The 24,279-nt window shown below is 30.8% G+C and carries 23 protein-coding genes; 9 read left to right on the plus strand and 14 right to left on the minus strand.

Annotation, left to right across the window (positions count from 1 at the left end; genetic code table 11):
* Positions 1 to 60: 60 nt before the first annotated feature.
* Positions 61 to 1,434 (minus strand): ArnT family glycosyltransferase, encoded by a 1,374-nt coding sequence (locus TOPB45_RS06385; RefSeq protein ID WP_013910015.1) that lies wholly within the window; start codon positions 1,432 to 1,434, stop codon positions 61 to 63.
* Between the two features lie 63 nt (positions 1,435 to 1,497).
* Here TOPB45_RS06385 and TOPB45_RS06390 point away from each other — a divergent pair, with 63 nt between their 5' ends.
* Together TOPB45_RS06390 and TOPB45_RS06395 are read left to right on the plus strand one after the other, a co-directional pair.
* Entirely contained in the window at positions 1,498 to 2,571 is a 1,074-nt protein-coding gene (locus tag TOPB45_RS06390) for a Gfo/Idh/MocA family protein (protein WP_013910016.1), read from the plus strand.
* 25 nt (positions 2,572 to 2,596) lie between these two features.
* Complete coding sequence (locus tag TOPB45_RS06395; protein ID WP_013910017.1) at positions 2,597 to 3,721, plus strand: DegT/DnrJ/EryC1/StrS family aminotransferase; 1,125 nt, start codon at positions 2,597 to 2,599, stop codon at positions 3,719 to 3,721.
* Here TOPB45_RS06395 and TOPB45_RS06400 read toward each other — a convergent pair.
* The 9 genes from TOPB45_RS06400 to TOPB45_RS06440 form a co-directional block, all read right to left on the minus strand.
* Positions 3,718 to 4,572 (minus strand): NAD(P)H-hydrate dehydratase, encoded by an 855-nt coding sequence (locus tag TOPB45_RS06400; RefSeq protein WP_013910018.1) that lies wholly within the window; start codon positions 4,570 to 4,572, stop codon positions 3,718 to 3,720. The genes TOPB45_RS06395 and TOPB45_RS06400 overlap by 4 nt on opposite strands.
* Entirely contained in the window at positions 4,560 to 5,114 is a 555-nt protein-coding gene (locus TOPB45_RS06405) for a DUF3343 domain-containing protein (protein WP_013910019.1), read from the minus strand. The genes TOPB45_RS06400 and TOPB45_RS06405 overlap by 13 nt, the downstream gene beginning before the upstream one ends.
* Complete coding sequence (locus TOPB45_RS06410; protein WP_013910020.1) at positions 5,111 to 5,329, minus strand: sulfurtransferase TusA family protein; 219 nt, start codon at positions 5,327 to 5,329, stop codon at positions 5,111 to 5,113. Before TOPB45_RS06410 ends, TOPB45_RS06405 begins: the two co-directional genes overlap by 4 nt.
* 21 nt (positions 5,330 to 5,350) lie before the next feature.
* A complete protein-coding gene (gene yedE / locus TOPB45_RS06415) occupies positions 5,351 to 6,448 on the minus strand; it encodes a YedE family putative selenium transporter (protein WP_013910021.1) in 1,098 nt (365 codons plus the stop codon).
* Between the two features lie 143 nt (positions 6,449 to 6,591).
* On the minus strand, positions 6,592 to 7,443 hold the full coding sequence (locus TOPB45_RS06420; protein WP_013910022.1) for a universal stress protein: 852 nt from the start codon (positions 7,441 to 7,443) through the stop codon (positions 6,592 to 6,594).
* A gap of 133 nt (positions 7,444 to 7,576) precedes the next feature.
* On the minus strand, positions 7,577 to 8,701 hold the full coding sequence (locus tag TOPB45_RS06425; protein WP_013910023.1) for a sulfite exporter TauE/SafE family protein: 1,125 nt from the start codon (positions 8,699 to 8,701) through the stop codon (positions 7,577 to 7,579).
* 2 nt (positions 8,702 to 8,703) lie between these two features.
* Positions 8,704 to 8,949, minus strand: coding sequence for a hypothetical protein (locus TOPB45_RS06430; RefSeq protein ID WP_013910024.1), 246 nt, complete (start codon positions 8,947 to 8,949; stop codon positions 8,704 to 8,706).
* Positions 8,950 to 8,971: 22 nt separating this feature from the next.
* The gene (locus TOPB45_RS06435; RefSeq protein ID WP_013910025.1) at positions 8,972 to 9,604 is read right to left on the minus strand and encodes a hypothetical protein; all 633 of its coding nucleotides are present in this window, start codon (positions 9,602 to 9,604) and stop codon (positions 8,972 to 8,974) included.
* A gap of 83 nt (positions 9,605 to 9,687) precedes the next feature.
* Positions 9,688 to 9,933, minus strand: a complete 246-nt coding sequence (locus tag TOPB45_RS06440; RefSeq protein ID WP_013910026.1) for a hypothetical protein — start codon at positions 9,931 to 9,933, stop codon at positions 9,688 to 9,690.
* A 233-nt stretch (positions 9,934 to 10,166) separates the two neighbouring features.
* Between TOPB45_RS06440 and TOPB45_RS06445 the strand changes: the two genes are divergently transcribed.
* The 5 genes from TOPB45_RS06445 to TOPB45_RS06465 all read left to right on the plus strand — a co-directional run bounded on the left by TOPB45_RS06445 (position 10,167) and on the right by TOPB45_RS06465 (position 15,358).
* Positions 10,167 to 11,573 (plus strand): sensor histidine kinase, encoded by a 1,407-nt coding sequence (locus tag TOPB45_RS06445; RefSeq protein WP_013910027.1) that lies wholly within the window; start codon positions 10,167 to 10,169, stop codon positions 11,571 to 11,573.
* A gap of 3 nt (positions 11,574 to 11,576) precedes the next feature.
* Positions 11,577 to 12,941, plus strand: coding sequence for a sigma-54-dependent transcriptional regulator (locus TOPB45_RS06450; RefSeq protein WP_013910028.1), 1,365 nt, complete (start codon positions 11,577 to 11,579; stop codon positions 12,939 to 12,941).
* Positions 12,942 to 13,133: 192 nt separating this feature from the next.
* Positions 13,134 to 13,559 carry a tRNA (N6-threonylcarbamoyladenosine(37)-N6)-methyltransferase TrmO gene (tsaA, locus tag TOPB45_RS06455; protein WP_013910029.1) on the plus strand — a complete coding sequence of 142 codons (426 nt, stop codon included), beginning with the start codon at positions 13,134 to 13,136 and terminating at the stop codon, positions 13,557 to 13,559.
* Complete coding sequence (locus TOPB45_RS06460) at positions 13,540 to 13,899, plus strand: DUF169 domain-containing protein (protein WP_201763793.1); 360 nt, start codon at positions 13,540 to 13,542, stop codon at positions 13,897 to 13,899. The genes tsaA and TOPB45_RS06460 overlap by 20 nt, the downstream gene beginning before the upstream one ends.
* 91 nt (positions 13,900 to 13,990) lie before the next feature.
* Positions 13,991 to 15,358, plus strand: a complete 1,368-nt coding sequence (locus TOPB45_RS06465; RefSeq protein WP_013910030.1) for a TrpB-like pyridoxal phosphate-dependent enzyme — start codon at positions 13,991 to 13,993, stop codon at positions 15,356 to 15,358.
* A gap of 6 nt (positions 15,359 to 15,364) precedes the next feature.
* Here the strand turns inward: TOPB45_RS06465 and TOPB45_RS06470 are convergent, their stop codons facing one another.
* Complete coding sequence (locus tag TOPB45_RS06470; RefSeq protein ID WP_013910031.1) at positions 15,365 to 16,168, minus strand: ZIP family metal transporter; 804 nt, start codon at positions 16,166 to 16,168, stop codon at positions 15,365 to 15,367.
* Positions 16,169 to 16,348: 180 nt separating this feature from the next.
* On the opposite strand from TOPB45_RS06470, the gene TOPB45_RS06475 reads away from it, so the two are divergent.
* Positions 16,349 to 16,702 (plus strand): 4Fe-4S cluster-binding domain-containing protein, encoded by a 354-nt coding sequence (locus TOPB45_RS06475; RefSeq protein ID WP_013910032.1) that lies wholly within the window; start codon positions 16,349 to 16,351, stop codon positions 16,700 to 16,702.
* A 186-nt stretch (positions 16,703 to 16,888) separates the two neighbouring features.
* Here TOPB45_RS06475 and TOPB45_RS06480 read toward each other — a convergent pair whose 3' ends face one another.
* The 3 genes from TOPB45_RS06480 to TOPB45_RS06490 form a co-directional block, all read right to left on the minus strand.
* Positions 16,889 to 17,164, minus strand: coding sequence for a ketopantoate reductase family protein (locus TOPB45_RS06480; protein WP_013910033.1), 276 nt, complete (start codon positions 17,162 to 17,164; stop codon positions 16,889 to 16,891).
* Between the two features lie 207 nt (positions 17,165 to 17,371).
* Complete coding sequence (gene gltB, locus TOPB45_RS06485) at positions 17,372 to 21,772, minus strand: glutamate synthase large subunit (RefSeq protein ID WP_013910034.1); 4,401 nt, start codon at positions 21,770 to 21,772, stop codon at positions 17,372 to 17,374.
* An 84-nt stretch (positions 21,773 to 21,856) separates the two neighbouring features.
* The gene (locus TOPB45_RS06490) at positions 21,857 to 22,621 is read right to left on the minus strand and encodes an NAD+ synthase (protein WP_013910035.1); all 765 of its coding nucleotides are present in this window, start codon (positions 22,619 to 22,621) and stop codon (positions 21,857 to 21,859) included.
* A 319-nt stretch (positions 22,622 to 22,940) separates the two neighbouring features.
* Between TOPB45_RS06490 and TOPB45_RS06495 the strand changes: the two genes are divergently transcribed.
* Positions 22,941 to 24,278: a glutamine synthetase family protein gene (locus tag TOPB45_RS06495; RefSeq protein ID WP_013910036.1), complete on the plus strand. Its 1,338-nt coding sequence runs from the start codon at positions 22,941 to 22,943 to the stop codon at positions 24,276 to 24,278.
* The last annotated feature ends 1 nt before the right edge of the window (position 24,279 follow it).

The raw sequence follows: 24,279 nt of genomic DNA on the forward strand, positions 1-24,279 counted from the left end.
TTGTATAGATAAATATAAATGAAAATTGAAGCAATCTAAAATTTTATTAAAACTAACCTGTTACCAAGAAGAATATACATACCAAGTTACTTTTTTATAGGGATCTAAAAAACTCTTGTTCAATCTACCTTTATTTAATCTTTCCTCAGAAATAATCTTATATCCCTGATTTAAAAAGATCAAAAGTTCTTCCTCCTTCGTTAAAACTTTAATGGGAGTTGGAGCATAAAAGACAATTATAGGGTTTTCTTTTTGCCAAAAAACTAAATGATCGCTTATTATTTCTTTTTTAATATTTTGAAGCTTATCAGAAAAGGTGGTTGAGTTTTTATAAGCTATCACCCCAAAAATTATTAAATTTGCCAAAAAGGGAATTAAAAAAAGCCTTCCTAAAAGGGGTGATGTAGGAAAATTTTTGATTAATATTTTAGAAATAAGTATAGCAAAGAATGGATAAATCCAAAGCAAATATTTATCATATTTTTTCCCAGTAAAGCTTAGCAAGATTATAGGAGCAAGAGAAATAGTTAGTAAAAATAGAAGCTCTTTATCTTCTCTAAGTTTAGAAAAAAGATTGAGAACTCGTTCTTTTAAATAAATTTTTTCTTTCCAAAAAAGATAAAAAAGAATAAGGAAGCAAAACCAGAAATTAAGCAAAAAGTGGTTAAAATAAAAATACCAAGGATCCTTAGCCTCTGAAACCAAACGAGCTTTGATATCTATGTTAAAAAACTCTTGAAAGACCCCTTTTCCAAAAGCAAAATATCCATAACCATACCAACTAAGACATATTACTATAAAAATAGACCAACCTAAAGGATTTAAGATTAGTTTAAGACCCCGTTTATTTTTGGTAAAAAGGCTATAGATCAAAAGTCCAGGAAGATAAAAAAGATTTAAAGGACCCCTAATAAAGATTCCTGCAGTCAAAAAAAGATAAAAAAGGTATTGGTAAAGTCTTTTTGGAGATTTAAATAAATAAAGATAAGAAAACCAAAACATCAAGAAAGAAAAAAGTACAAACAAAGGCTCTAAATCTATCCTATTAATAAAAGAAAAAAACCGAAAATTAGTAAGTAAAACTATTATAGAAAAAAAAGCACCTTGCCAATCTTTTTGATGAAACTCAATAAGGCTTAAAAAAAGCAAAGTATAACAAAGGATTGAAAAAACTCTTAAAGGAAATATTATACCTTCAGGATCAGAAGAGAAGGGTTTAACAAAAATAGAAGCTAACCAGGTATAAAGAGGTGGTTTAGTAAAATAGGGTTCTCCATTGTAAGTTTGAAAAAACTTAAAATTTTCTATATTTTCCTTTACTAATATAGCCCTTCTTAATTCTTGATAGGAAGAAGGGGGTTCAAAAAAAGAAAAAATTAAAGTAGCTAAAATGAGTAAACTTAGTACTAAAAAAATCCAAATTTTAAAATTCATAACACCTTTACAAGAAATTTTTTAGGTATATTTTAGTATAGGTTTAAACATTTTAAAAGAGTGATGAGTACTGCGAAGCTTAAAATAGCTATAATTGGCTGTGGTAAAGCAGCTGAAAGACATAAAAAAATTTATCAGGCTCTAAAAGATGAAGTAGAGGTAGTTTGTGTTTCTGATTTAGAAGAGGAAAAGGCTCAAAAATTTGCAGAAGCTCTTTCTGCAAAGTCATACACTGATTATAAAGAGATGCTTACTAAAGAAGATGTAGAAGTAGTTGATCTTTGCCTTCCCTCAGGACTACATGCCGAGGTAGGAGAAATAATACTTAAAGATTTTAAAAGACATCTTCTTGTAGAAAAGCCTCTTGCTCTTACTTTAAAAGAAGCTAAAAACTTGGTAATCCTTGCACAAAAATATCAGTTAAAGTTAGTTACTGTTTTTCAAAATAGAGCTAATCCTCCTGTAATAAAACTAAAAGAGGCCTTATCTCAAAATCTTTTAGGAAATCCAATTTTATTTTCAGCAAAATTTTATTGGAGTAGAGATCAAAAGTATTATAATTCAGCTTCTTGGAGGGGAACTTGGGCTTTAGATGGAGGTGCCTTAGCACAGCAAGGATGTCATTTTGTCGATATGCTTTATTATTTAGGTGGACCTGTTGAGAGCGTCTTTGCTAAAATGGGCACATATCTTGCGAACATAGAAGCAGAAGACCTCTTGGTTGGTATATTAAAGTTTAAAAACGGGGCTTTAGGAACAATAGAAGCTACAACGTGTTCCCGCCCTAAAGATTTAAAAGCTGAACTTGTAGTGTTGGGAGAAAAGGGATCTGCTATTCTTGGTGGTTTTGCAATGAATAAATTAGACTATTTAGCCATAGAAGGAATTGAAAATATAAATGAATTTATCTCTGGATTTGAAAAAAATCCTGATCATCCCTTAGGATATTCTCATTATACCTATCTAAGATCTGCAATAAAATATTTTAAAACTTCAGAGAAAGATCCGTGGCTTGTGGTTGGAGAAGAAGCTATCCCCTCTTTAGAGATTATTATAGGACTTTATGAGTCAGCAGAGACAGGAAAAGAAATAAAATTTCCCTTTAAGCCAAAAGCCTGTAGATTAGGTAAAAGATAAAATTTCTTAGGAAAGGAGCTCAAAAATGAAAAAAATTCCGCTTTTAGATCTAAAAAGATCTTGGGAAGAAATTAAAGAGGAGGTATATAAAGGTTGGGAAGAAGTATTTAGCACCATGAAGGTTTTAAACGGAAAATATCTACAGGAGTTTGAAAAAAATTGGGCTGAATATTTAGGGGTTAAATATGCTTTTGGTTGTAGTTGTGGAACAAGTGCTTTACTTATGGCACTTATAGCTTGCGGAATAGAGAAGGGGGATGAAGTATTACTTCAAACTAATGCTTTTATTGCTGATTTAGAAGCGATTCATTGGGTAGGAGCAACTCCCGTATTAGTAGAAGTAGATCCTAATACCTTTGGACCCCACTTAGAGGATCTTTATCAAAAAGTAACTCCTAAAACTAAAGCCCTTTTGCTTGTTCATATGTATGGACATCCTGCAGAAATGGATGAAATAATTAAATTTTGCGAAAAATACGGAATTATTCTTATAGAAGATGCTTCTCATGCTCACGGAGCAACTTATAAAGGTAAAAAGGTAGGAAGTTTTGGAAAAGTAGGTTGTTTTAGTTGCGGACCTGTAAAAAATCTTAATTGTATAGGAGATGGAGGAGTGGTAGTAACGGATGATGATGAAGTTGCTTTTAAGATAAAATTCTTAAGAGTACATGGACAGGTAGAAAAAAATCATTTTCATTTTTTCGGATTTAACTCAAGGCTTGATGAACTTCAAGCAGTTATTCTTAATGTAAGATTAAAAACCTTAGATCAAAAAAATGAAAAGAGAAGAAAAATAGCTAAAAAATATTATGAGGGACTTTCTGATATAAAAAACTTAACCTTACCTCCCCTTGATCCTGATTACAAACAAAGCGTTTATCATAGATATGTAATAAGAACTCCTTATAGAGATGAATTAGTTACCTTTTTAAAGGAGCGTGGAATAGGAACAGGTTATTATTATCCTATTCCTTTACATTTACAAAAAAGTTATCTAACTTTTTATAAAAATTCTATAAGTTTTCCTGTTGCAGAAAAACTTGCTAAGGAATCAGTTGCCATACCCATGTATCCTGAGCTTACTGATGAAGAAATAGAATACATTATTACTTGCATAAGAGATTTTTATAAATTTAAGATATTAATTTAGGGTATCAGAATTTTAATTGCTTCTGGAATAAAGTTAATAATTTCTGAGATCTGGGTTGCAGGAGTAGGGTAGGCTAAGGCGCCTGCTAATCTATTTGCTTTAGCTGAAAGAATACAAGCTTCTTCTGGTGAGTATCCAGCATAAATTAAAGCTGAAACTATACCGGTTAAGGTATCACCCGTGCCACCTATAGCTTCAAGTTCCGGAACAAAAGGCTTTTCTACAGTTGCTAAAACTTTTTGATTAAATACAATTCTATCTTTTTCACCCTTAACAAGAAGATAAGGAGGGGCATTTTTATGTTCATAAGCCCTTATTATTAAAGTTTCCACATCTTTTTCTTCAGCTAAAAGAAACCCTCTGGTATAAAAAGGATGAGGTGCCTTTTCATCTGCTAAAAAGGCTAATTCTCCTATATCAGGAGTAAAAAGGTCAAAAAAATTGGCATAACTTGCCATTTTGACAGCATACATAAACCCTGCATCAGCTATTAAAAAAGGTTTTCTAAGAAGTTTTTCTATAGCTAAAATCACCTTTAAACAACCATCTACCTCTGGAAGAATGTAATGAAAAGTAAGCACTTTAAAATTATATTTATGGATATTTTCAGCTAAAAACTTATAAAGTTCTTTACTTCCCTTTCCTTTCCCTATATCTCCTACAAGAAAGACAAATGGATTTGGTTTATTTAATACCTCGAGAGTTTTTATAGCAGAGGCAATAAGGGCTGTTGTGCCACGCTCTACAGGAATTTTCCATTTTTCTATGTTTAAGAATTTTTCTTCTAAAACCGGAGTTCCATAAATTAAGGGAATTTTTTCATCTGGCACGATACCTACTATTCCGAGCATAATAATTCTTTTGCTTTTTCAAAGGCTAAATGTAGGGCATAGCCACAGAGTGTATGAGCTAATTCTTTAGGAGAAAAAGAGTTCTTTAAACTTACTCCTAATAAAATTGAAGCTAAATAAGGAACATCCGGACATCCACCACCAGAAATATTAACAATAACTAAGTTTTTTTTATTTACTGTTATTTTCATATTAGCAGCTCTAACCATAAGATAATCTCCAAAATCCTTTACCTGGAAGAGATCTACAGGTTTTAAAATTTCATTTTCAGAAAGGGGGATAAAATCTAAAGGTTCTATTCCTTGAGTTTTTAAAAGGTTTAAAATTCCGGTTATTTCTATAATTGGTACTTCTATAGCAAGATCACATCCTTTTCTCACTTCAGGAGGAGGACCAACTACTTTTACTTTATAACCTTCTTTTTGTAAAACCTTTTCAGCCTTTATAACTTCAGAGGTGTTTTCAAAAAGCAAAAGCCCTGATTTTAATCTTTCAGATGGTTTACCTTTTTTAGATGAAAATAATTTATTTATCCATTTCATGATTTTCTAATAACCACTTTAAAACTATCAGGAAGTTCTTTAATTTCAGCTACTTCCCAGCCTAAGGATTTTGCAGCTCTAATTACATTTTCCCTTGCAGTTGGGTTGTCAACCCATATTTCTAACTCACCCTTCCCCAAAGCTTTAATAGCTTCTAAGGTGCGTAGCACTGGTTCTGGGCAGGAAAGTCCTCTGGCATCAACTACTTCTACCATAAACTTACCTCCTCTTTAATTTTAAGCTTTTTTAGTTCTCATAGTTAATCCTATAGCCAAGCATATTATAAAACCTAAGATTATAGCTTCTGGAGTATGAGGTCCGATACCTTTAGGTGAAGCAGCTAAACCAAAGTTATGAGCTACAGCTGCTCCTATTATCATGCCAGTAGCAAAGATAGCAGCATCTCCATCTCCTTCTCCAGAGAGAAAAAGCTGTCTTCCTGGGCATCCTCCTGCTAAGGCAAAGCAAAGTCCTGCTAAACTCATGCCTAAAAAATTCCATAATTGCATAGTGTGAGCAATAGGTTGATTTTCAAATCCAAGGTTAAATTGTCCTAAAATAAGATTAGTAACTAAAGCAAATAGGAAAAAGGAAGCTACCCCTGAGAAGAGATGAAAATCTTTAAAAAGGATTACATCTCTAAAAGCTCCCATAGTGCAAAATCTACTTCTTTGGGCAAGGACTCCAATAAAAAGTCCGACTAAAAGGGAAATAAATATAGGTGCATGCTGAGAGCCAGGACCTTTAATACTAAAAAACAAAAATTCACCCTTGTTAGTTCCAGGATAAGGTGTATCTATTAGAAGTAGCACCAAACAGATTAGCATCAAAAGAGGAAAGCCCAAGCCAGCAGCTTTATAAGGAAAGCCTTGAGACCTTCCAAGAGAATATCCCATTCTAAAAAAGATGGTTCCTATAAAAACTCCAAAAATTAATCCTAATAGCCCAAAAATAGCATTTAAGTCTCCACCTGCAAGTCTAAGAATAGTTCTCCAAGGACAACCTAAGAAAGTTAATGCACCTATCATAGCAAACATTCCTAAGATAAATCTGATAAATGGAGCAGATCCCCCTCTTGGACGATATTCTTTAAATAAAAGGGCACTTAAAAAAGATCCTAAAACAAAACCTATTATTTCTGGTCTCATATACTGAACTACGTCCACTCTGTGAAAACCAAGAGCTCCAGCTATATCTCTTTCCATACAGGCTACACAAATTCCCATATTAGGTGGATTCCCCAATTTTTGAAGAAGAGGAGCTAAAACTCCAATAAAAGCACCTACTAAAATAATACCCCATCTGGTAGCAAAAAGGTTCTTCAGATAATTCATACCCACCTCCCTTTTTGCAAAAAATTTAAAATTTTTAAATAAAAATATGGGGAGTTTATTTTAAGTCAAATAGAAAAAATAAATTAATTGATGAACTATTTATTGAAAAATTTTATAATAGAAGTTTTAGCTTGATTAACTTTTTATTTTACTACTAATACTGGTAAAGCTCCGATTGAAAGAACCCTTTCAGTTACACCACCCATGAGTAATCTTTTAATTCCTGTTCTTCCATAAGTTCCCATTATTAAAAGTTCTGCTTCTATTTCTTTAGCTACCTCTATTATTTTTTCATCTGCTAATCCTTGTCTTAAAAATCCTTCAGCTTTTACTTCTTCTTCATTAGCTTTTTTAACAAGAGTTTCAATATATGTCTTTCTTTTTTCTAAAGCCTTTTCTCCTATTTCAGGAGCAACTGCGTATATTTCCATGGGTATGTCTACTACAGAGATAATAAATAACTTACTTTGATGTTCTTTAGCCAAAGCTAAAGCTTTAGAAAATGCCTTTTCAGCAAAAGGTGAACCATCAACAGCTACCAAAATCTTTTTAAAACCTACGTTTTTAGGATAAGGTATAACTAACACATCTACAGGGCTATAACCTATTACTCTTGCTGTAGTATTTCCTAAGAAAAAAGTTTTTAGTTTACTACCACTGCGCCCCATTATTATTAAATCGCAATTAAAGGCATAAGCTGCATCTACAATTTTTTCAAAAGGTTCATCTCCTTCTTCTAATACACATTTTGCAGTTATATTTTTTTCGTTTAAAACCTCTTGCACCTTTTTCATTAGTTTTTCATAAGGAGCATAGATTTTATCATATACATCATCTATAATGGTTAATCCTAAATCACCTAAATAAACCGGGGCAACGGTTACTACAACTGCCCAAGTACCTTTTTCTTGTACTAACTTAAGTGCCTCAAGAAAAACATGCCAGGATTGTTCTGAAGTATCTAAAGCTATTAAAATTTTCTTATAAAGTTTCATTTAGTTCCTCCTTGAATTAAATTAGTTGTAATATAAATAGAAAAAAAGAAGTTTCAATAGGCAAGGGAGGAAAAAATAGAGAGTGAGGAGGGAGGGAGAGAGATGATTTCCTCCCTTGCCTACCTATTTTCCTTTATCCCTTTAACCTTTCTTCTTTCAAAGCTAAAGCTTCGGCAGCTCTTAAGCGTTTTTCTTCATAAATTCCTGTAATTAAAGCCTTAAAGATAATGAAAGCGCCGGTAAATAAGCCTAATAGATTAATAGCAAAACTTATATTTTTAAAAATTGTTACCATTTGAGGAGAAAGTGTTGGAATCCATCCTAACTGAGAAAGATAAACTGGCATAGCCACAGCACGGCTTACTAAAATAATTAACATAATCACACCCATTACCAATTTTATCATGTAACCTTTAACATAAGTAGTACCTATAGCTCCTAATTGGACTCCAAATAAAGATCCAAGAAGTATTAACATAGCTAATCTTATATCCACAAATCCATGCCAGGCATATTTAAAAGTTCCTATAGCACCCATACAAAAAGCAATAACTAATTCAGTGCCTGAAGCAATAAGACTGGGGACACCTAAAAGATAAATCATAGAAGGAACTCCTATAAAACCACCTACAGCAATAGTTGCAGCAAGAAAACCTGTAGCAAAACCAAGAGGAATAGTAATTAAGAATGAAATTCTCTCACCAATACTTTTAAAATAAATCATTGTGCCTGGAATATGAATTTTGCGTAAAATTAAGGCAATTTTAGTGGGTTTTTCTTCATCATCTGCATTTATATTGCCCTGGTTTAACTTTTCCAAAGCCATAGATTTAAAAGCATCTTTTAATACATAAGATCCAACTGTAGCAAGGACAATAATAAAGGCTGTACTTACATATAAACTGGAACCAGCATCACCTAAGGTTTGTTTAATATACTGCTGAACCGTAGCTCCTACTAAAACCCCTGCCTCTGCTGAAAGACCCATAATAATACCTAACTTTACATCTACATGTCCAAATTTAGCCCTTTTTATAGCACCAACCAAAGCTTTAGGAAATTTGTGACACATATTAGAAGCTACCGCTACAATTCCGGGAACACCCATACTCATCATTGATGGAGTAAGCACAAAAGCTCCACCACTTCCTATAAAACCACTTACTAAGCCACCTACAAAACCTACAAATACAAGGTAAATAATGTGCCATAATTGAAGATCAATAAATTGGCTTGCTTGATTTAATACTTCGTGCATGGCTATTTCACCTCCCTTCTTTTTTTAGGTTCAATGCCTAAGACTTTCCAGAAATAATCCGTAAATGTGCCATGAACAAAAGAAAAAATAAAAGCTGTAAGGATAATTAAAAAAGCATAAACACCACCCTTAGTAAAATAAGGAGTATACAAATTTTGTTTAGTTAAAAGTAAATAATAAAGGATAGCAGATAAAAAACCATAAACTAAGGCTTTAAAAACCGGCTTTTTTTTAACTACTTCTACCACGGCACCCTCCTTTAGTAGGTTTTTATATTGCCATTCTTTCTCTAATCAAAATAAAAGGAATTCCCATCTTTTGCCAAAGTGTTTTAACTAAACGTTCCTCGTTGAGCTTTGTAGATTTAAAAGAGGGTTTTACAACCAGAAATTCTACCAATTCTACTTCAGAATGGTATTTAATATATTCAGTGATAGCTTTCCCCCACAACTCTTTTTCCTTTACTTGAGTAATCCTTAAAAGCAAACCCTCTTTTTGAAAAAGTTCTAAATAAGTTGATAATCCTTCAATTGGTTTTTCTGCTAATAAAAATACCTCTATTGGCAGATTTAAAGTTTTACTTAGATTTTTTATATAATCAAAAAGTTCCTGCCTTAAAGGATATCCCTCTTCTAAAACAAAAAGAATACGAGATTTTGACCTTAAAAACCAGCGTGCTGTTTCAAAATCACCTTCTTCAGCAAAAGTAATTGCAGTAAAAATATCTTCCCAGTTCCAGCTGGTTTTATGTTTTTTCTTTTTGCCAGAAATAGCCTGAGCTTCTTCTGCCTCCTTAGCCTCTTTCTTACCTAAAATGGCTCGGGCTGTTTCTGCCTCATTAGCCTCTGCAAATGTTATGGCAGTAAAAAGATCATCCCAGGTCTTTTTAAATTTACTTGACATTTTTAAATCCCCCCTTTTAACTTTCAAAACTTTTAAAAATTATTCTTATAAAAATTATTCTCAAAAAACGTCTAATTAACCAATTATTTCATCTTATGAAGAAAAGTTAAGAAAACTGTTTTAACAAAAATAATCAAATTAATAATTGGAACAAGAAGCGGACTAAGACAATGTAAAAAAGCTGGTTTGCCAGAAATAGCCTGAGCTTCTTCTGCCTCCTTAGCCTCTTTCTTACCTAAAATGGCTCGGGCTGTTTCTGCCTCATTAGCCTCTGCAAATGTTATGGCAGTAAAAAGATCATCCCAGGTCTTTTTAAATTTACTTGACATTTTTAAATCCCCCCTTTTAATTTTTTTATAAAAAATATTTCAAAATATGTGCCAAATTTAATCAATTATCTAAATCTATGAAATTACGTTAAAAATTTTATTTTAACAAAAATCTATTTTTGTTGAATTTTGCAATACATAAAACAGAGTTTTTTTAAAGATTTTGAAAATTTTTGAATTTAAGAAGACAAATTAATATTGAAAATTTCAACGGTAAATGTTATCATTAAACTATGAAAGCCTTACTACCTAAGAGTCTTAAACAGAAAGTTTTTCTTACTATTATTGTTGGTATTTTTTTTATAGGTTTTTTAGTGTTAGGGATTTATGAAACTTTTAAATCTATCAATTTTCTTTTAGTAAATAGTGAAAGAATTTCAGAATTTGTAGATAATATTCTTGAAGCCAGAAGATTTGAAAAAAACTTTTTACTTTATAAAAATATAGAAGATTTAGAAATGCTTTTACATCATGTGTTAAATTGTGAACAAGAACTAAAAACTTATGAATATGAAATTGGAAAGTTTCTGGGAGAGAGTTCTTGTCAAGAACTTAAGACAGTTTTAGAGAAGTATAAAAATATGGTTCTTTTATTAAAAACTAACAAGTGCTCAACAGAAAAATGCTTCGAAGATATCAGAGAAAGAGGAAGGATTTTAACTCAATATGCAGAAAGATTAAACAAATTAAAAAACCTAAAAGTAAAAGAAAGCTTAGATAATCTTAGAAAAATACTTTTAATAGCAGCTATTTTCTTATTGGTTTTAGGTATCTTTTATAGCTATTATTTATATATAAGCATTTCCCAACCATTAAAAAAATTAGATAACTATATACTTGAGATTAGCAAAGGAAAATTTTATACTGTTCCTCCAGTTTCTCAGGATAGAGAAATAATTTTGTTAGTAGAAGCAATAAATACTATGCTTGCAGAAATTGATAAAAGAACAAACTATCTTATTCAAACAGAAAAGTTGGCAACCTTGGGAACTTTCCTTTTTGGTTTAACCCACGAGCTAAATAATCCTCTTAATAATATTTATACTACTTGTCAAGTACTAAAAGAGGAATTAAAAGGAGGGAATTTTTCTCAAGAATTTATGGAAGATTTGCTTACTGAAATGGAAAAAGAAATAGAACGAATTAAAAGATTTGTAAAGGGAATTTTAGATTATTCTAAGCCTGGAGAAAAGAGAGAGATAGAACTAAAAGAATTGGTGGAAGAAACAAAATTTTATTTAAAAGGTGCTATACCTCACCGAATAGAAGTTAAACTTGAAATACCAGAAAATTTAAAAATTTGGGTTGATCCTCAACAGATGAAACAAGTTTTTATTAACCTTTTTAAAAATTCAATTGATGCTATAGAAAATGAGGGTCAAATAAAAATTTCAGCTGAAGAAAAGGAAAATCAAATAGTTATATATTTTTCAGACACTGGTAAAGGGATTCCAGCTGATATACTACCTAAAATTTTTGAACCATTCTTTACTACTAAAAGCGGTGACAGAGGTTATGGGATAGGAATGTTTATTGTTTATCATCTTATTAAAAATCATGGAGGCACTATAGAGGTAGAAAGTGAAGTAAATAAAGGTACTACCTTCATTATAAAGCTCCCCAAAAAGGAAATGGTTTAAGCTATGGAACAACAATTTAAAATTTTAGTAGTAGATGACGAGAAACTTACTTTAAAAAATTTAAAATATATCTTAACTAAAGAAGGATATGAAGTAAAAGCAGTTGATAACGGAATGAGTGCTTTAAATCTTCTAAAAAATGAAGAATTTGATTTAGTGATTACTGATCTTAAAATGGATATGGTTTCAGGTTTGGATATTTTAGAAAAATGTAAAGAATGGTATCCAGATACAGAGGTAATTATGATTACTGCTTATGGATCAATTGATTCTGCAATCCAAGCTATGAAATTGGGAGCCTATCATTATATAACTAAGCCTTTTAGACTGGATGAACTTAAAATATTAGTTAAAGAGGCTTTGGAAAAAGTAAGAATTAAAAAGGAAAATAAAAGATTGAAAGAAGAATTTGAAAGATTAAAAGGTACTGTAGTTCATATAATTACTCAAAATCCAGAAATGAAAAAAATTTTGGAGTTAGCTGAAAAGGTAGCTCCCACTGATTGCCCAGTTTTAATACTTGGAGAAACAGGTACAGGAAAGGAACTTTTAGCTCGTTATATTCATCAACATAGTAGACGAAAAGATAAAGTTTTTTTAGCTATAAACTGTGGAGCCTTTACAGAGGAACTTTTAGCTAATGAACTTTTTGGACATGAAAAGGGAGCCTATACTGGGGCGGTTTCTACTAAAAAAGGTCTTTTAGAGGTAGCTTCTGGGGGAACTTTATTTTTAGATGAAATTACTGAAATGAGTCCTACTATGCAAGTAAAATTTCTAAGAGTACTTCAAGAAAAAGAGTTTATAAGATTAGGAGGTACAGAACCTATAAAGGTTGATGTAAGAATAATTGCTGCTACAAATAGAGATATTAAAAAGGAGATTGAAAAGGGCAGGTTTAGAGAGGATTTGTATTATAGGTTAAATGTGATTTCTTTTAACCTTCCACCTTTATGCCAAAGAAAAGAAGATATTCCACTTTTGTGTTATTACTTTCTAAACAAATATGCTAAAGAAATGAACAAAGAGGTAAAGGAGATTTCAGAAGAGGCTATGGAATTACTTTTAAGTTATGATTATCCAGGTAATGTAAGGGAGCTCGAAAATATTATTGCTCGAGCTGTAGCTTTAACTAACTCTTCAAAAATAGAACTTTCTCATCTACCAGAAGATCTTAAAAAATTTAAAATATTTACATTTCGCAAAAAAAATTTTCCATTACCAACTTTAGAAGAACAAGAAAAGGAATATATTAAAATGGTTCTTAAGGAAGTAGGAGGGAATAAGACTTTAGCTGCCCAGATTTTAGGCATTGACCGTGCAACCCTTTGGAGAAAGCTCAAAAAATACTCCTTAGAAAATGAATAAATAATTTAAATCTTAAGAAATCTTATCAGCTTTTTCCTCTCAATAAGAGACTTTTCAGTAACTCATATCAAATTTTTTAAAATTAAAAAAAGAAAATGTGAAAAAAATACTATTTTAGTAAAAAAGATAGTTTCTACAGGTTTTTAGTTTACAAGCTTACGTTTTTAATTTATAATAAAGCAAATAATAAAAATGAAAAAAGAAGAGTATATTTTTAAACCTATCGGATATGTAAAAACCTCTGCTACTTCCATTCCAAGGCACTGGAGTTGTTCTGATGTAGAAGGAGAAATAATTTTAGATCCTGAATATAAAGAAGGACTTAAAGATATAAAACCAGGAGATAAAATAGTTGTTCTTTTTTGTTTTCATAAATCTCCCTCTTTTACTAAAGATAAATTAATCCAAAAACCTCCTCATAAAGATAAACCTACAGGGGTATTTAATACTTGTTCTCCTATTAGACCAAATCCTATTGGGCTTTCTGTATTAGAGGTTTTAGATATTAAAGATAATATCATAAAAGTTAAAAGGATAGATATGTTTGATGGGACTCCTGTTTTTGATATAAAACCATATAAGGCTTATTCAGAAATTGTTGAGAGGGAAGAAAATTAAAAAGGAGGAGAATGGAACAAGGAAAATTAATCCTCACCAACTTTCAGCTCTTATTGTACTTGCAAATTATGGAAGAGAAAGTTTTAATAATGTGATTATTCCTTGGGCTGCAGGATGTCAAACAATCGGGATATGTGCTTATAAGGAATGTTACTCAAAACCTCAAAAAGCTGTAGTAGGGCTAACGGATCTTTCAGCCAGAAAAAATGTTAGAAAACAGCTTGGAGATAATATTTTTACCTTTGCTATTCCTTTTGAAATGTTTTTGGAAATGGAAGAAAATATAGAAAGTAGCTTCTTATATAGAAACGTATGGAAATATCTTTCTAAGTTTTTATAAAATTTCAAAAAATATTCTTTTACCTCTGTTTTTATTAAAATTTGATGTTAAAATATGACAATTTTGGAAATCTTTTGGAAAGGAGTTAAAAATGGAGGAGAAAAAAATATTGCTTTCAGAGAGGGAATTGCCTACTGAATGGTATAATGTTCTACCTGATTTACCTGAACAATTACCTCCACCTATAAATCCAGCAACAGGAGAACCTATTAAACCAGAAGATTTACTTCCAGTTTTTCCTATCTCTCTTATAAAACAAGAAATATCTCAAAATAGATGGATCCCTATACCTGATGAGGTTTTAGAGGTATATAAATTATGGAGGCCTACTCCTCTTGTTAGAGCCTATGAGCTTGAAAAATATTTAAATACACCTGCAAGAATATATTATAAAAATGAAAGTGTATCTCCTACAGGAAGTCATAAGCCTAATACAGCAGTTGCTCAAGCTTACTTTAATAAAATTGAAGGGGTAAAGAGATTAACTACTGAAACCGGTGCAGGACAATGGGGTTCAGCATTAGCATTTGCATGTAATATCTTCGGTCTTAAATGTAGAGTTTATATGGTAAAAGTTAGTTATTATCAAAAACCTTTTAGAAAGTCATTAATGCATATATGGGGTGCTGAAGTTTTTCCATCCCCTACAAATTTAACTAACGCAGGAAGAAAAATTTTAGCAGAGGATCCTGATTCTCCAGGTTCTTTAGGTATTGCTATTTCTGAAGCAATTGAAGATGCTGTAACCAATGAGGATACTAAATATTCCTTAGGAAGTGTTCTTAATCATGTATTACTTCATCAAACAATTATAGGTCTTGAAACCAAAAAACAATTGGAACTTATTAATGAAAAGCCTGATATTTTAATAGGATGTGTAGGTGGGGGAAGTAATTTTGGAGGATTTATTTTGCCCTTCGTTCCTGAAAAACTCAAAGGTAAAAGCGAGGTTAAATTTTTAGCAGTTGAGCCTACTGCCTGTCCTACCCTTACAAAGGGTTTATATCTTTATGATTTTGGAGATACTGTAGGACTTACTCCCCTTCTTAAAATGTATACCTTAGGACATAATTTTGTGCCTCCTAAAATTCATGCAGGTGGATTAAGATATCATGGAGATGCACCAATTCTTTGTTATCTTGTTTATAAAAATTTAGTTGAAGCAGTTGCATATACACAAAAAGCTGTATTTGAGGCAGCAATTATTTTTGCTAAAACTGAGGGTATATTACCAGCCCCTGAGACTGCACATGCTATAAAGGCTGTCATTGATGAAGCTATAAAATGTAAAGAAACTAAAGAGGAAAAATGTATAGTATTTAATTTCAGTGGTCATGGGTATTTTGATATAAATGCTTATGATCAATATTTAGAAAGTAAACTTGAAGATGTTGATTATGCAGATGAAATGATAAAGAAGACCTTAGAAGAAATTAAAAAATTACCAGGTAATGTTTAATAATTTTTATATAGAATCAAGATAAAGCATTATATAGAACCCTAAGAAAAATCCTGCAGTAATTAATAGTTCATTATCTTCACCTTTGTATATTTCTGGAATTAGTTCTTTTATTGTAACATAAAGCATAGCTCCCCCTGCTAAACTCAATCCATAGGGAAGAAGGAAGAAAAATTCTTTAAAAAATAAAGCACCTATAATTACTGTAATAAATTCTGCAACCCCACTTAATATCCCCAGAAAAATGGGCATAAATCTTTTTTGTTGGAGACTTGCTAAAGGTAAAGCTACCACTGCTCCTTCAGGGGCATCTTGTATACCTATAGCTATAGTTGTAATAAGACCATCCTTTGTATCAAAAGCTAAACTGGTTCCTACAGCTAATCCCTCTGGAAGATTGTGTACAATCATAGCAAATATAAGAAGCCAAGCTAATTTAAATTTATCTTTTAGTTCTTGAGGACCTTCATATCCTTTAATTAAATGTTCATGAGGAATTAGTCTGTCAATTATTAAAATTAACATAATTCCTAAAAACATCCCTATTGCTGTGGGGAAAAAACTATTTGTTATTTTTATGGAAGGTAAGATTAAACTTGTAAAGCTTGCAGTAAGCATTATTCCTGCAGCAAAGGAAAGATTTAGATTTATACCCCAAGAAGGGATTTTCTTAGAGAAAATAGCTATTAAAGCACCTAAAGAAGTCATAAGAGTTAGAAATAAACCTGCAATAAGCATGATAATTATTAAGTTATTATTAGATATAATTAGAAACCAATTAATTAAGAACCTGAGAAATTCTTCTGGCATAATCTTTATCCTCTTTTTTAAATTTCAGTTTTTTAAATTTTTTATAATAAAAATTAGAAATAAATCAATTCTATATGTAAATTTTAATACTAAATTAAAAATATTAATAATAATTACTATTTTAAAAATTTTAATAAGAAATACTTGATTTTTCTTTAAAGTTTTTAAAAATTATAATATATGAAAATAAATTTTGAACAAGAGAAGATTTTTGAAGAACCAATTATTTTTCACTTAGTTGTAACTGCCAAATGTCAAGGTAAATGTAAAGGTTGTATTAATACTTTTTATGTTGCCTTTTATGGTGGAGAACCCTTATTAGAGTTGGATAAGATTTTAAAAGTAAAAAAGATTTTAGATAGTTATTATAATTTTAAATACATTATTTACACTAATGGTTTATTATTAAGAAATTTTATAAAATTTAAAGAGGAAGTTCTTGATTTTAAGTTTATAATCGTTTCAATTGATGGGAAAGAAAAACAACATAATATGGTAAGACCAAAAATTGATTATAAAAAAAATTTATCATAATTTAAAGTACTTTAAGCAAAAATTTAATAAAAATTCTATAATAATGCGGTCAACCTTTATATTCATTATCTTAGGGTAGGGGAGATAAGATTTGTTTTCCCTGGATATTTTACCGAGGTAGTTCCTTAATTAGATTTATTATTAAAATTGAAATTTAAGTCCTTAATTTTAAGTAATAAATTATTTTTAAGTAATTGTCGAAAAGGTTTTTTTCCAATTGACAATAGCTCCATTTAAAGCATCTATTTCCATTGATTTCCTATTTTTAAGATCGTAATACATGATTTTCCCATCAATTTCTGCTTTTTTATTGCCAAAGAGTCCTGTCATTTTAAGAGTTTTACCTTTAAGTAAGGATAAATGTTTTTCTTTAACAAAGGCATTTACTTGATGTCCTGCACTCTTTAGAGCTACAGCAAATACTGTACCAAGAGCTCCTAAACCAAAAATAAGAACTTTCATAATTTTATTTAATCTCTTGTTAAGATTTTCATTAATTATAACATTTTTTCTAAAACAACGAAGTTTAAAATAACTTCCGATAATATATATTATGTAAAATAACTCGAAATAAAAAACTGAAAATCTTTTAATTATTTTTAAAAATTTAAAAATTTAACGCTCAGACTTTTACAGAATTAATAAAGATAGAAGCCGAAGAAGAAAAATTTAACCTTCTCCTCCAGCTTCTTTAATTTCTAATACATGTTTATGATATTGTTCTAATGGAATGATTTTGAAAAATTTATTTAAATAGATATCAAAATTATCAAGAATATGTTTTGCCCATAAACTTTGAGTATAGTTATAATGTCTTGTTATAAGTTCTTTTAGTTCTTTTACTTCAGCTTCTATTAAAAGTTCCCTTAAAGTTACATAAGAATAATTGAGTCTATTTTCTAACTTACCATCAAGATTTAATACATAGGCATATCCTCCGGTCATACCAGCTCCAAAATTAAAACCTACATTCCCAAGAACTACCACTATTCCTCCAGTCATATATTCACAACAATGAAGACCGGCTCCCTCTATTACTGCTATAGCCCCACTATTTCTAATAGCAAATCTTTCTCCCGCTTTTCCAGCTGCATAAAGTTCACCACCTGTAGCACCATAAAGACAAGTATTTCCCATTATTACGTGATTTTGTGAATCCTCAATCCCTACAGGTTTTATAATAATTTTTCCTCCATACATACCCTTTCCTACATAATCGTTAGCTTCTCCAATTAAGGTTAAAGTCAATCCCCTATGATTAAAAGCTCCAAAACTTTGTCCAGCTGTTCCAAAAAAAGTCAAGTTAATAGTATCCTCTGGTAGACCTTTATCTTTATATTTCACAGCTATATAATAGTTAAGTCTTGTAGGAATACTTCTGTCTACATTTCTTATAGGATATTCTTTAAAAACTTTCTCTTCTCTTTCTATATAAGGAACTATTTCTTCTTCAAGTTTTTTAGCAAGCTCTGATCTTCTTGGATTATCATTTCTTTTTACTAAACACCTTAAGGGTTTGTCTTTAGGATAATCATCTATAAGGAATTTTTTTAGTTTAATTCGTTTAGACCCAGGATATTCCTCAAAAGTTTTTATTTCTAAAAGGTCTCTTCTTCCAATAATTTCATCTAAACTTTTGACTCCTATTTCGGAAAGAATTTCTCTAACTTCTTGAGCTACAGCTCTAAAATAAGCCATCACTTCTTCTACTTTGCCTTTAAATTTTTTTCTATGTTCACTATCTTGAGTTGCAATTCCTGTAGGACATTTATTAGTATGACAACTACGGCACATAATACATCCAAGAGCAACCATTGCAGCTGTTCCAAAACCAAATTCTTCTGCTCCAAAAAGCGCAGCTATAACTATATCTTTTCCTGTTCTAATAGCTCCATCAGTTTTGATAATTACTTTATCTCTAAGGTCGTTTTCCATTAAAATTTTTTGCGTCTCTGCAAGTCCGATTTCCCAATAATTTCCAGCATACTTGATAGAAGAATAAGGACTGGCACCTGTTCCCCCTTCTCCTCCACTAATTTGAACCAAATCAGCATATCCTTTAGCTACCCCAGCTGCAATTGTTCCTACTCCTGTTTCTGCAACCAATTTTACACATACTTTAGCTTTTGGATTAGCTTCTTTTAAATCATTAATTAACTGAGCAAGGTCTTCAATTGAATATATATCATGATGTGGAGGGGGAGAAATTAAGGTAACTCCTGGTTGAGAATGTCTTAATCTTGCTACGTAATCATTAACTTTATGTCCGGGGAGTTGCCCTCCTTCTCCTGGTTTTGCTCCTTGAGCTATTTTTATTTCTATTTCTTCAGCCGAAGCTAAATAAGTAGGAGTTACACCAAATCTACCAGAAGCAACTTGTTTAATAGCAGAATTTTTAATAGTCCAATATCTTTTAGGATCTTCTCCTCCCTCTCCTGAATTACTTCTCATACCTAATCTATTAGCAGCTTCAGCTAAAGTTTCATGAGCTTCGGGAGAAAGGGCTCCTAAGGACATAGCGCTTATCACGAATCTTTTTAAAATATTTTCAATAGGTTCAACCTCTTCTATTGGTAAAGGTTTTTCTGCTTTTTTATAAGTTAAAAGATCTCTTATGAATACAGGACGGGTATTATTTGCAATTTTGGAAAATTCTTTATAATCTTCATATTTTTTTGTTTTTAAAAATTTATGTAATGCCTTTATTAAATAAGGGGACCAAGCATGCCATTCTCCTCCCTTTTTAAATCGCATCTCTCCCCCAATAGGGATTTCGGGTTTTTCATGTTCAAAAGCCCATTTATGTCTTTTTCTTACACTTTCTTCAATTTCTTGAATTCCATCAGCTTCTAAAGTTACTGGAGTATCAGGAAAATACTTCTCAACAAAGTCTTTATTTAGACAAACTGTTTCAAAAATTTTCCCTCCGTGATAAGAATTTAAAGTTGAAATACCCATTTTGGAGAGAATTTTTAAAATCCCAGCTTCTAAAGCTTTTTTATAATTTAAGATAGCTGTCTCAACTTCATTTTTGATTTCTCCTTTTTCACAAAGCTCACGAATAATTTCATAAGCTAAATAAGGATACACAGCACAAGCTCCATAACCTATAAGACAACAAATTTGATGAGTGTCTCTTGCTTCTCCTGTTTCAATTATTATGGAGACTTTTGTAACCAAATTTTTTTTCCACAAATAATGAAAAATTCCTGAAACAGCAAGCAAGCTCGGGACAGCTATTTTATCAGAAGAAATGTCTTTGTCCGAAAGTACAAGTATTTCGGTACCTTCTTTTACTAATTTTTCAGCTTCTTTAAAAAGTTCCTCTAATCCCTCCTCTAAAGTTTTATCCTTAGAAAAAAGAATAGGAAGTTTATTAACTTTAAATTGTTTTTGTTCTAATATAGCTAAAAATTCTGAAGGAAGCAAAATTGGACTATCTATTTGGAGTTTTTTAGCATGAAAAGCGGTTTCCTTTAAAAAATTACCTTTACGACCTAATGCCATATATAAAGACATTATCTTTTTTTCTCTAATGGGATCTATAGGAGGATTGGTAACCTGAGCAAATTTTTGTCTAAAATATTTAAAGAGTAAAACTGGGTTTTCAGAAAGAGGAGGAATAGGTGTGTCGTTACCTGCAGAGAAGGTAAGTTCACTTCCATTTTCAGCCATGTATTTAATAACTTCATTTATATCTTCTTTAGTATAACCAAAAGCTACAAGCTTTTCCAAAAATTTGTTCTCTTTTTTAGTAAAGAAAATTTTATTTTTAGGAACAAGTTTAGAAAGTCTTACAAGGTTTTTTTCAATCCAATCTCTATAAGGTTTAGAAGAAGCAAGTTCTTCCAAAATTTCTTCAGTCTTTTTAATAATTCCTTTTTTTAAATCTACTAAAATACTATCTCCAGGACCTAACCTACCCTTTTCTTTAATCTTTTTATTTTCCAAATCAATCATTCCCACTTCGGAACCTAATATTACAACTCCATCTTCAGTTATAATGTATCTACAAGGACGTAATCCATTTCTATCCAAGTGTGCTCCAATAGTTTCTCCATCAGTAAAAGCTATTGCTGCAGGTCCATCCCAAGGTTGCATCATAAAAGATTGGAATTCAAAAAATAAACGGACCTTTTCTGAAATATCAGGAACGTTTTCCCAAGCAGGAGGAATTAACATATTTATAGCATGGATAGGAGAATATCCAGCTAAACAAAGCAATTCAAAAACTCTGTCTAAGGATGCAGAATCGCTTTCTTCAAGAGATACAAGAGGATCTATTAATTTTATATTTTCTCCAAAAAATTCATGCTCCAATTCATTTTGTAAAGCTAAAATCCAATTTCTATTTCCTTGCAAAGTATTTATTTCTCCATTATGAGCTAAATATCTCAAAGGTTGAGCAAGTTTCCAATTAGGTAAAGTATTTGTAGAATAGCGCTGATGAAATAGGCATAAACTGGATTCTATAGATTCATCTTTAAGTTCAGGATAAAATTTGTCCAATTGAGGGGCTACAAACATTCCTTTGTATACTAATGTTTTAGAAGAAAGAGAAGCTATATATACGTCATCCATTAACTCTGGATCTTTTTCAATTTTTCTTCTTAAAATATAAAGTTCTATTTCAATTTTATTTTTTTCAAGTTTTTCGACATCAAGTAATAAATGATAAATTTTAGGCATAGTTTTTAAAGCTGCTTCACCTACTGCTGAGGTATCAACTGGAACTTCTCTCCAAGCAATAAACTTGATAGGTGTATTCTCAATATACTTTTCAATTTTTCTTTTTAAATCTTCCTTATATAGAAAAACTACACCTACAGCTAAATTATTTATATGAGAAATTTGAAGTTTATTTTTTTCTAAATATTTTGAAAAAAATCTACGTGGAATTTTTATAAGAATTCCTGCTCCGTCACCTGTTTTCCCATCTCCCCCGATAGCCCCACGATGTGTCAAATTTTTAACTGCTTCTAATCCCCATTTTACAATTTGATGACTTTCCCTATTTTTAATATCACATACAAAACCTACTCCACAGGAAGAATGGTCTAAAATTTTCACCTTATATCATCCTCCAATAACCTTTATTAGAAAAATATTGAAATTATAAAATTAAATTTTAAGAAAACAATATTCCTCATAAATTTAAATTTTGGGAAATGATGGCAAATTACGCTTGTGTTTGCTTCTTTTTATTAGGTTTTCTACATATATAATTCTTTCTAAGGGGATATTTAAATCCTTAGCTATATCCTTCTTTTTCATTTTTAAATCTATTAATCTATAAAGAATTTTATCAAGAAGATCATATTCTATTCCCAATTCATCTTCATCTGTTTGTCCTTCCCATAAACCTGCGGTAGGTTTTTTTGAAATAATTTTTTCGGAAACTCCCAATATTTTAGCTATCTCTTTTACTTCAGTTTTATATAAATCCAAAAGGGGAGCTATATCACTTGCTCCATCACCCCATTTAGTAAAATATCCTACTAAAAATTCAGTTTTATTTGAGGTACCTAAAACTAAATATTTTTTTGCATTAGCAATTCCATAAAGAATAACCATTCTACTCCTTACCATTAGATTACCCTTAGTTATTTTATCTATTTCAAATCCTAAAGCTTCTTCAAATTTATTAACTATCTCTTTTATACTTATTATTTTATAATCAATGTCTAAATTTTTACATACAAAAATTGCATCTTCAAATTCTTGATTTTGATAATAAGGCATTATTACTCCTAAAACTTTTTCTTTGCCTAAGGATTTAACAGCAAGATAAGAAGCTGTTGCACTATCAATTCCACCACTTACCCCTAACACAACGCCTTTAGCTTTACTTTCTTTTACTTTTTTTCTTATAAAATTAACAATTTTTTCAATTACAAAATAATAATCAAGATTCCGCATAAATATTTTCCCCAAAATATCTGGCTTCTCAAAATCTTATTACAAAATTTATACCTGTCAAATTAATATTCCGATTTTTTTTCTAAAACTTTTTTATAAAATAAGCTATTTTTGTTAAACAATTTTGTAGTAAAATTTGAGAAGAAAATCAAATAAAACTAAATAGAAAAAGGTGTTGTTACAAAATTGTTACTTTTAACAATTTTGTAATAATGATTAAGACTGAAAAAATTTGAAATATCTAATAAGAATTTATAGGCATAGATTTTGATATTTAAGAAAATTTAGAAATTCTTAAAATTAAAAGAGGAGGGTTTATATGTTTCAAGAAAAGCCAAGGGATAAAAAAGATGTGATGGAATTGGTGAAACAGTATGATGTTAAATTTGTAAGATTGTGGTTTACAGATGTTCTTGGACAATTAAAGAGTTTTGCTGTACCTGTAGAGGAATTAGAAATGGCTTTTGAAGAGGGTATGGGATTTGATGGTTCATCTATTAGAGGATTTGCAAGGATTGAGGAATCGGATATGATTGCTCGACCTGATCCTACTACTTTTGCTATACTTCCATGGAGACCCAAAGAGAAAGCTGTAGCCAGAATGTTTTGCGATATTTACAATCCCGATGGAACACCTTATGAAGGGGATCCGAGATATGTTTTGAAAAAGAATTTAGAGAAAATGAAAAAAATGGGATTTACCCATTTTTATATTGGTCCTGAACTTGAATTTTTTTATTTTAAAAGTGATAAAGCTCCAGAAATTTTAGATAAAGGTGGTTATTTTGATTATCCTATGGATGCAGCTGAAGACCTAAGAAGAGAAACTATTTTTTGTTTAGAGCAAATGGGAATCAGAGTTGAATATTCTCATCATGAGGTAGCTCCATCTCAACACGAGATAGATTTAAGATATGCTGAAGCTTTAGAAATGGCAGATATTGTAATGACTTATAGAGTAGTGGTAAAGGAAGTTGCTAAAAAATATGGAGTTTATGCTACCTTTATGCCTAAACCAATTTTTGGAGTAAACGGAAGCGGAATGCATACTCATCAATCTTTATTTATAGGAGATAAAAACGCCTTTTTTGATCCTAATGATCCTTTTCATCTTTCTGATGTAGCCAAAAAATACATTGCAGGGTTATTAACCCATATTAAAGAAATAACCTTAGTGTTAAATCAATGGGTAAATTCTTATAAAAGACTTGTTCCTGGTTATGAAGCTCCAGTTTATATTGCCTGGGCAAGAAGAAATCGTTCAGCTCTTATAAGAGTTCCTATGTATAAACCTGGTAAAGAAAAGGCAACACGTATTGAGTTAAGAAGTCCTGATCCAGCTTGTAATCCCTATTTAGCTTTTGCCTGTATGCTTGCTGCAGGACTTGAAGGTATTAAAAAAGGATATAGATTACCTGATCCCATTGAAAAAGATATTTATCATTTAAGTGAAGAAGAAAGAAAAGCTTTAGGAATAGATAATCTTCCTGGAAGTCTTGGTGAAGCTATAGAATATGCTGAAAAAAGTGAATTATTAAAAGAAACTTTAGGAGAACATGTTTTTAAAGAACTTTTAAATAATAAAAAGCTTGAATGGGATGAATATAGAATTCAAGTTTTTCCTTATGAAATAGAAAAATATTTACCCATTTTATAAA

The sequence above is a fragment of the Thermodesulfobacterium geofontis OPF15 genome (assembly GCF_000215975.1).
GTDB lineage: Bacteria > Desulfobacterota > Thermodesulfobacteria > Thermodesulfobacteriales > Thermodesulfobacteriaceae > Thermodesulfobacterium > Thermodesulfobacterium geofontis.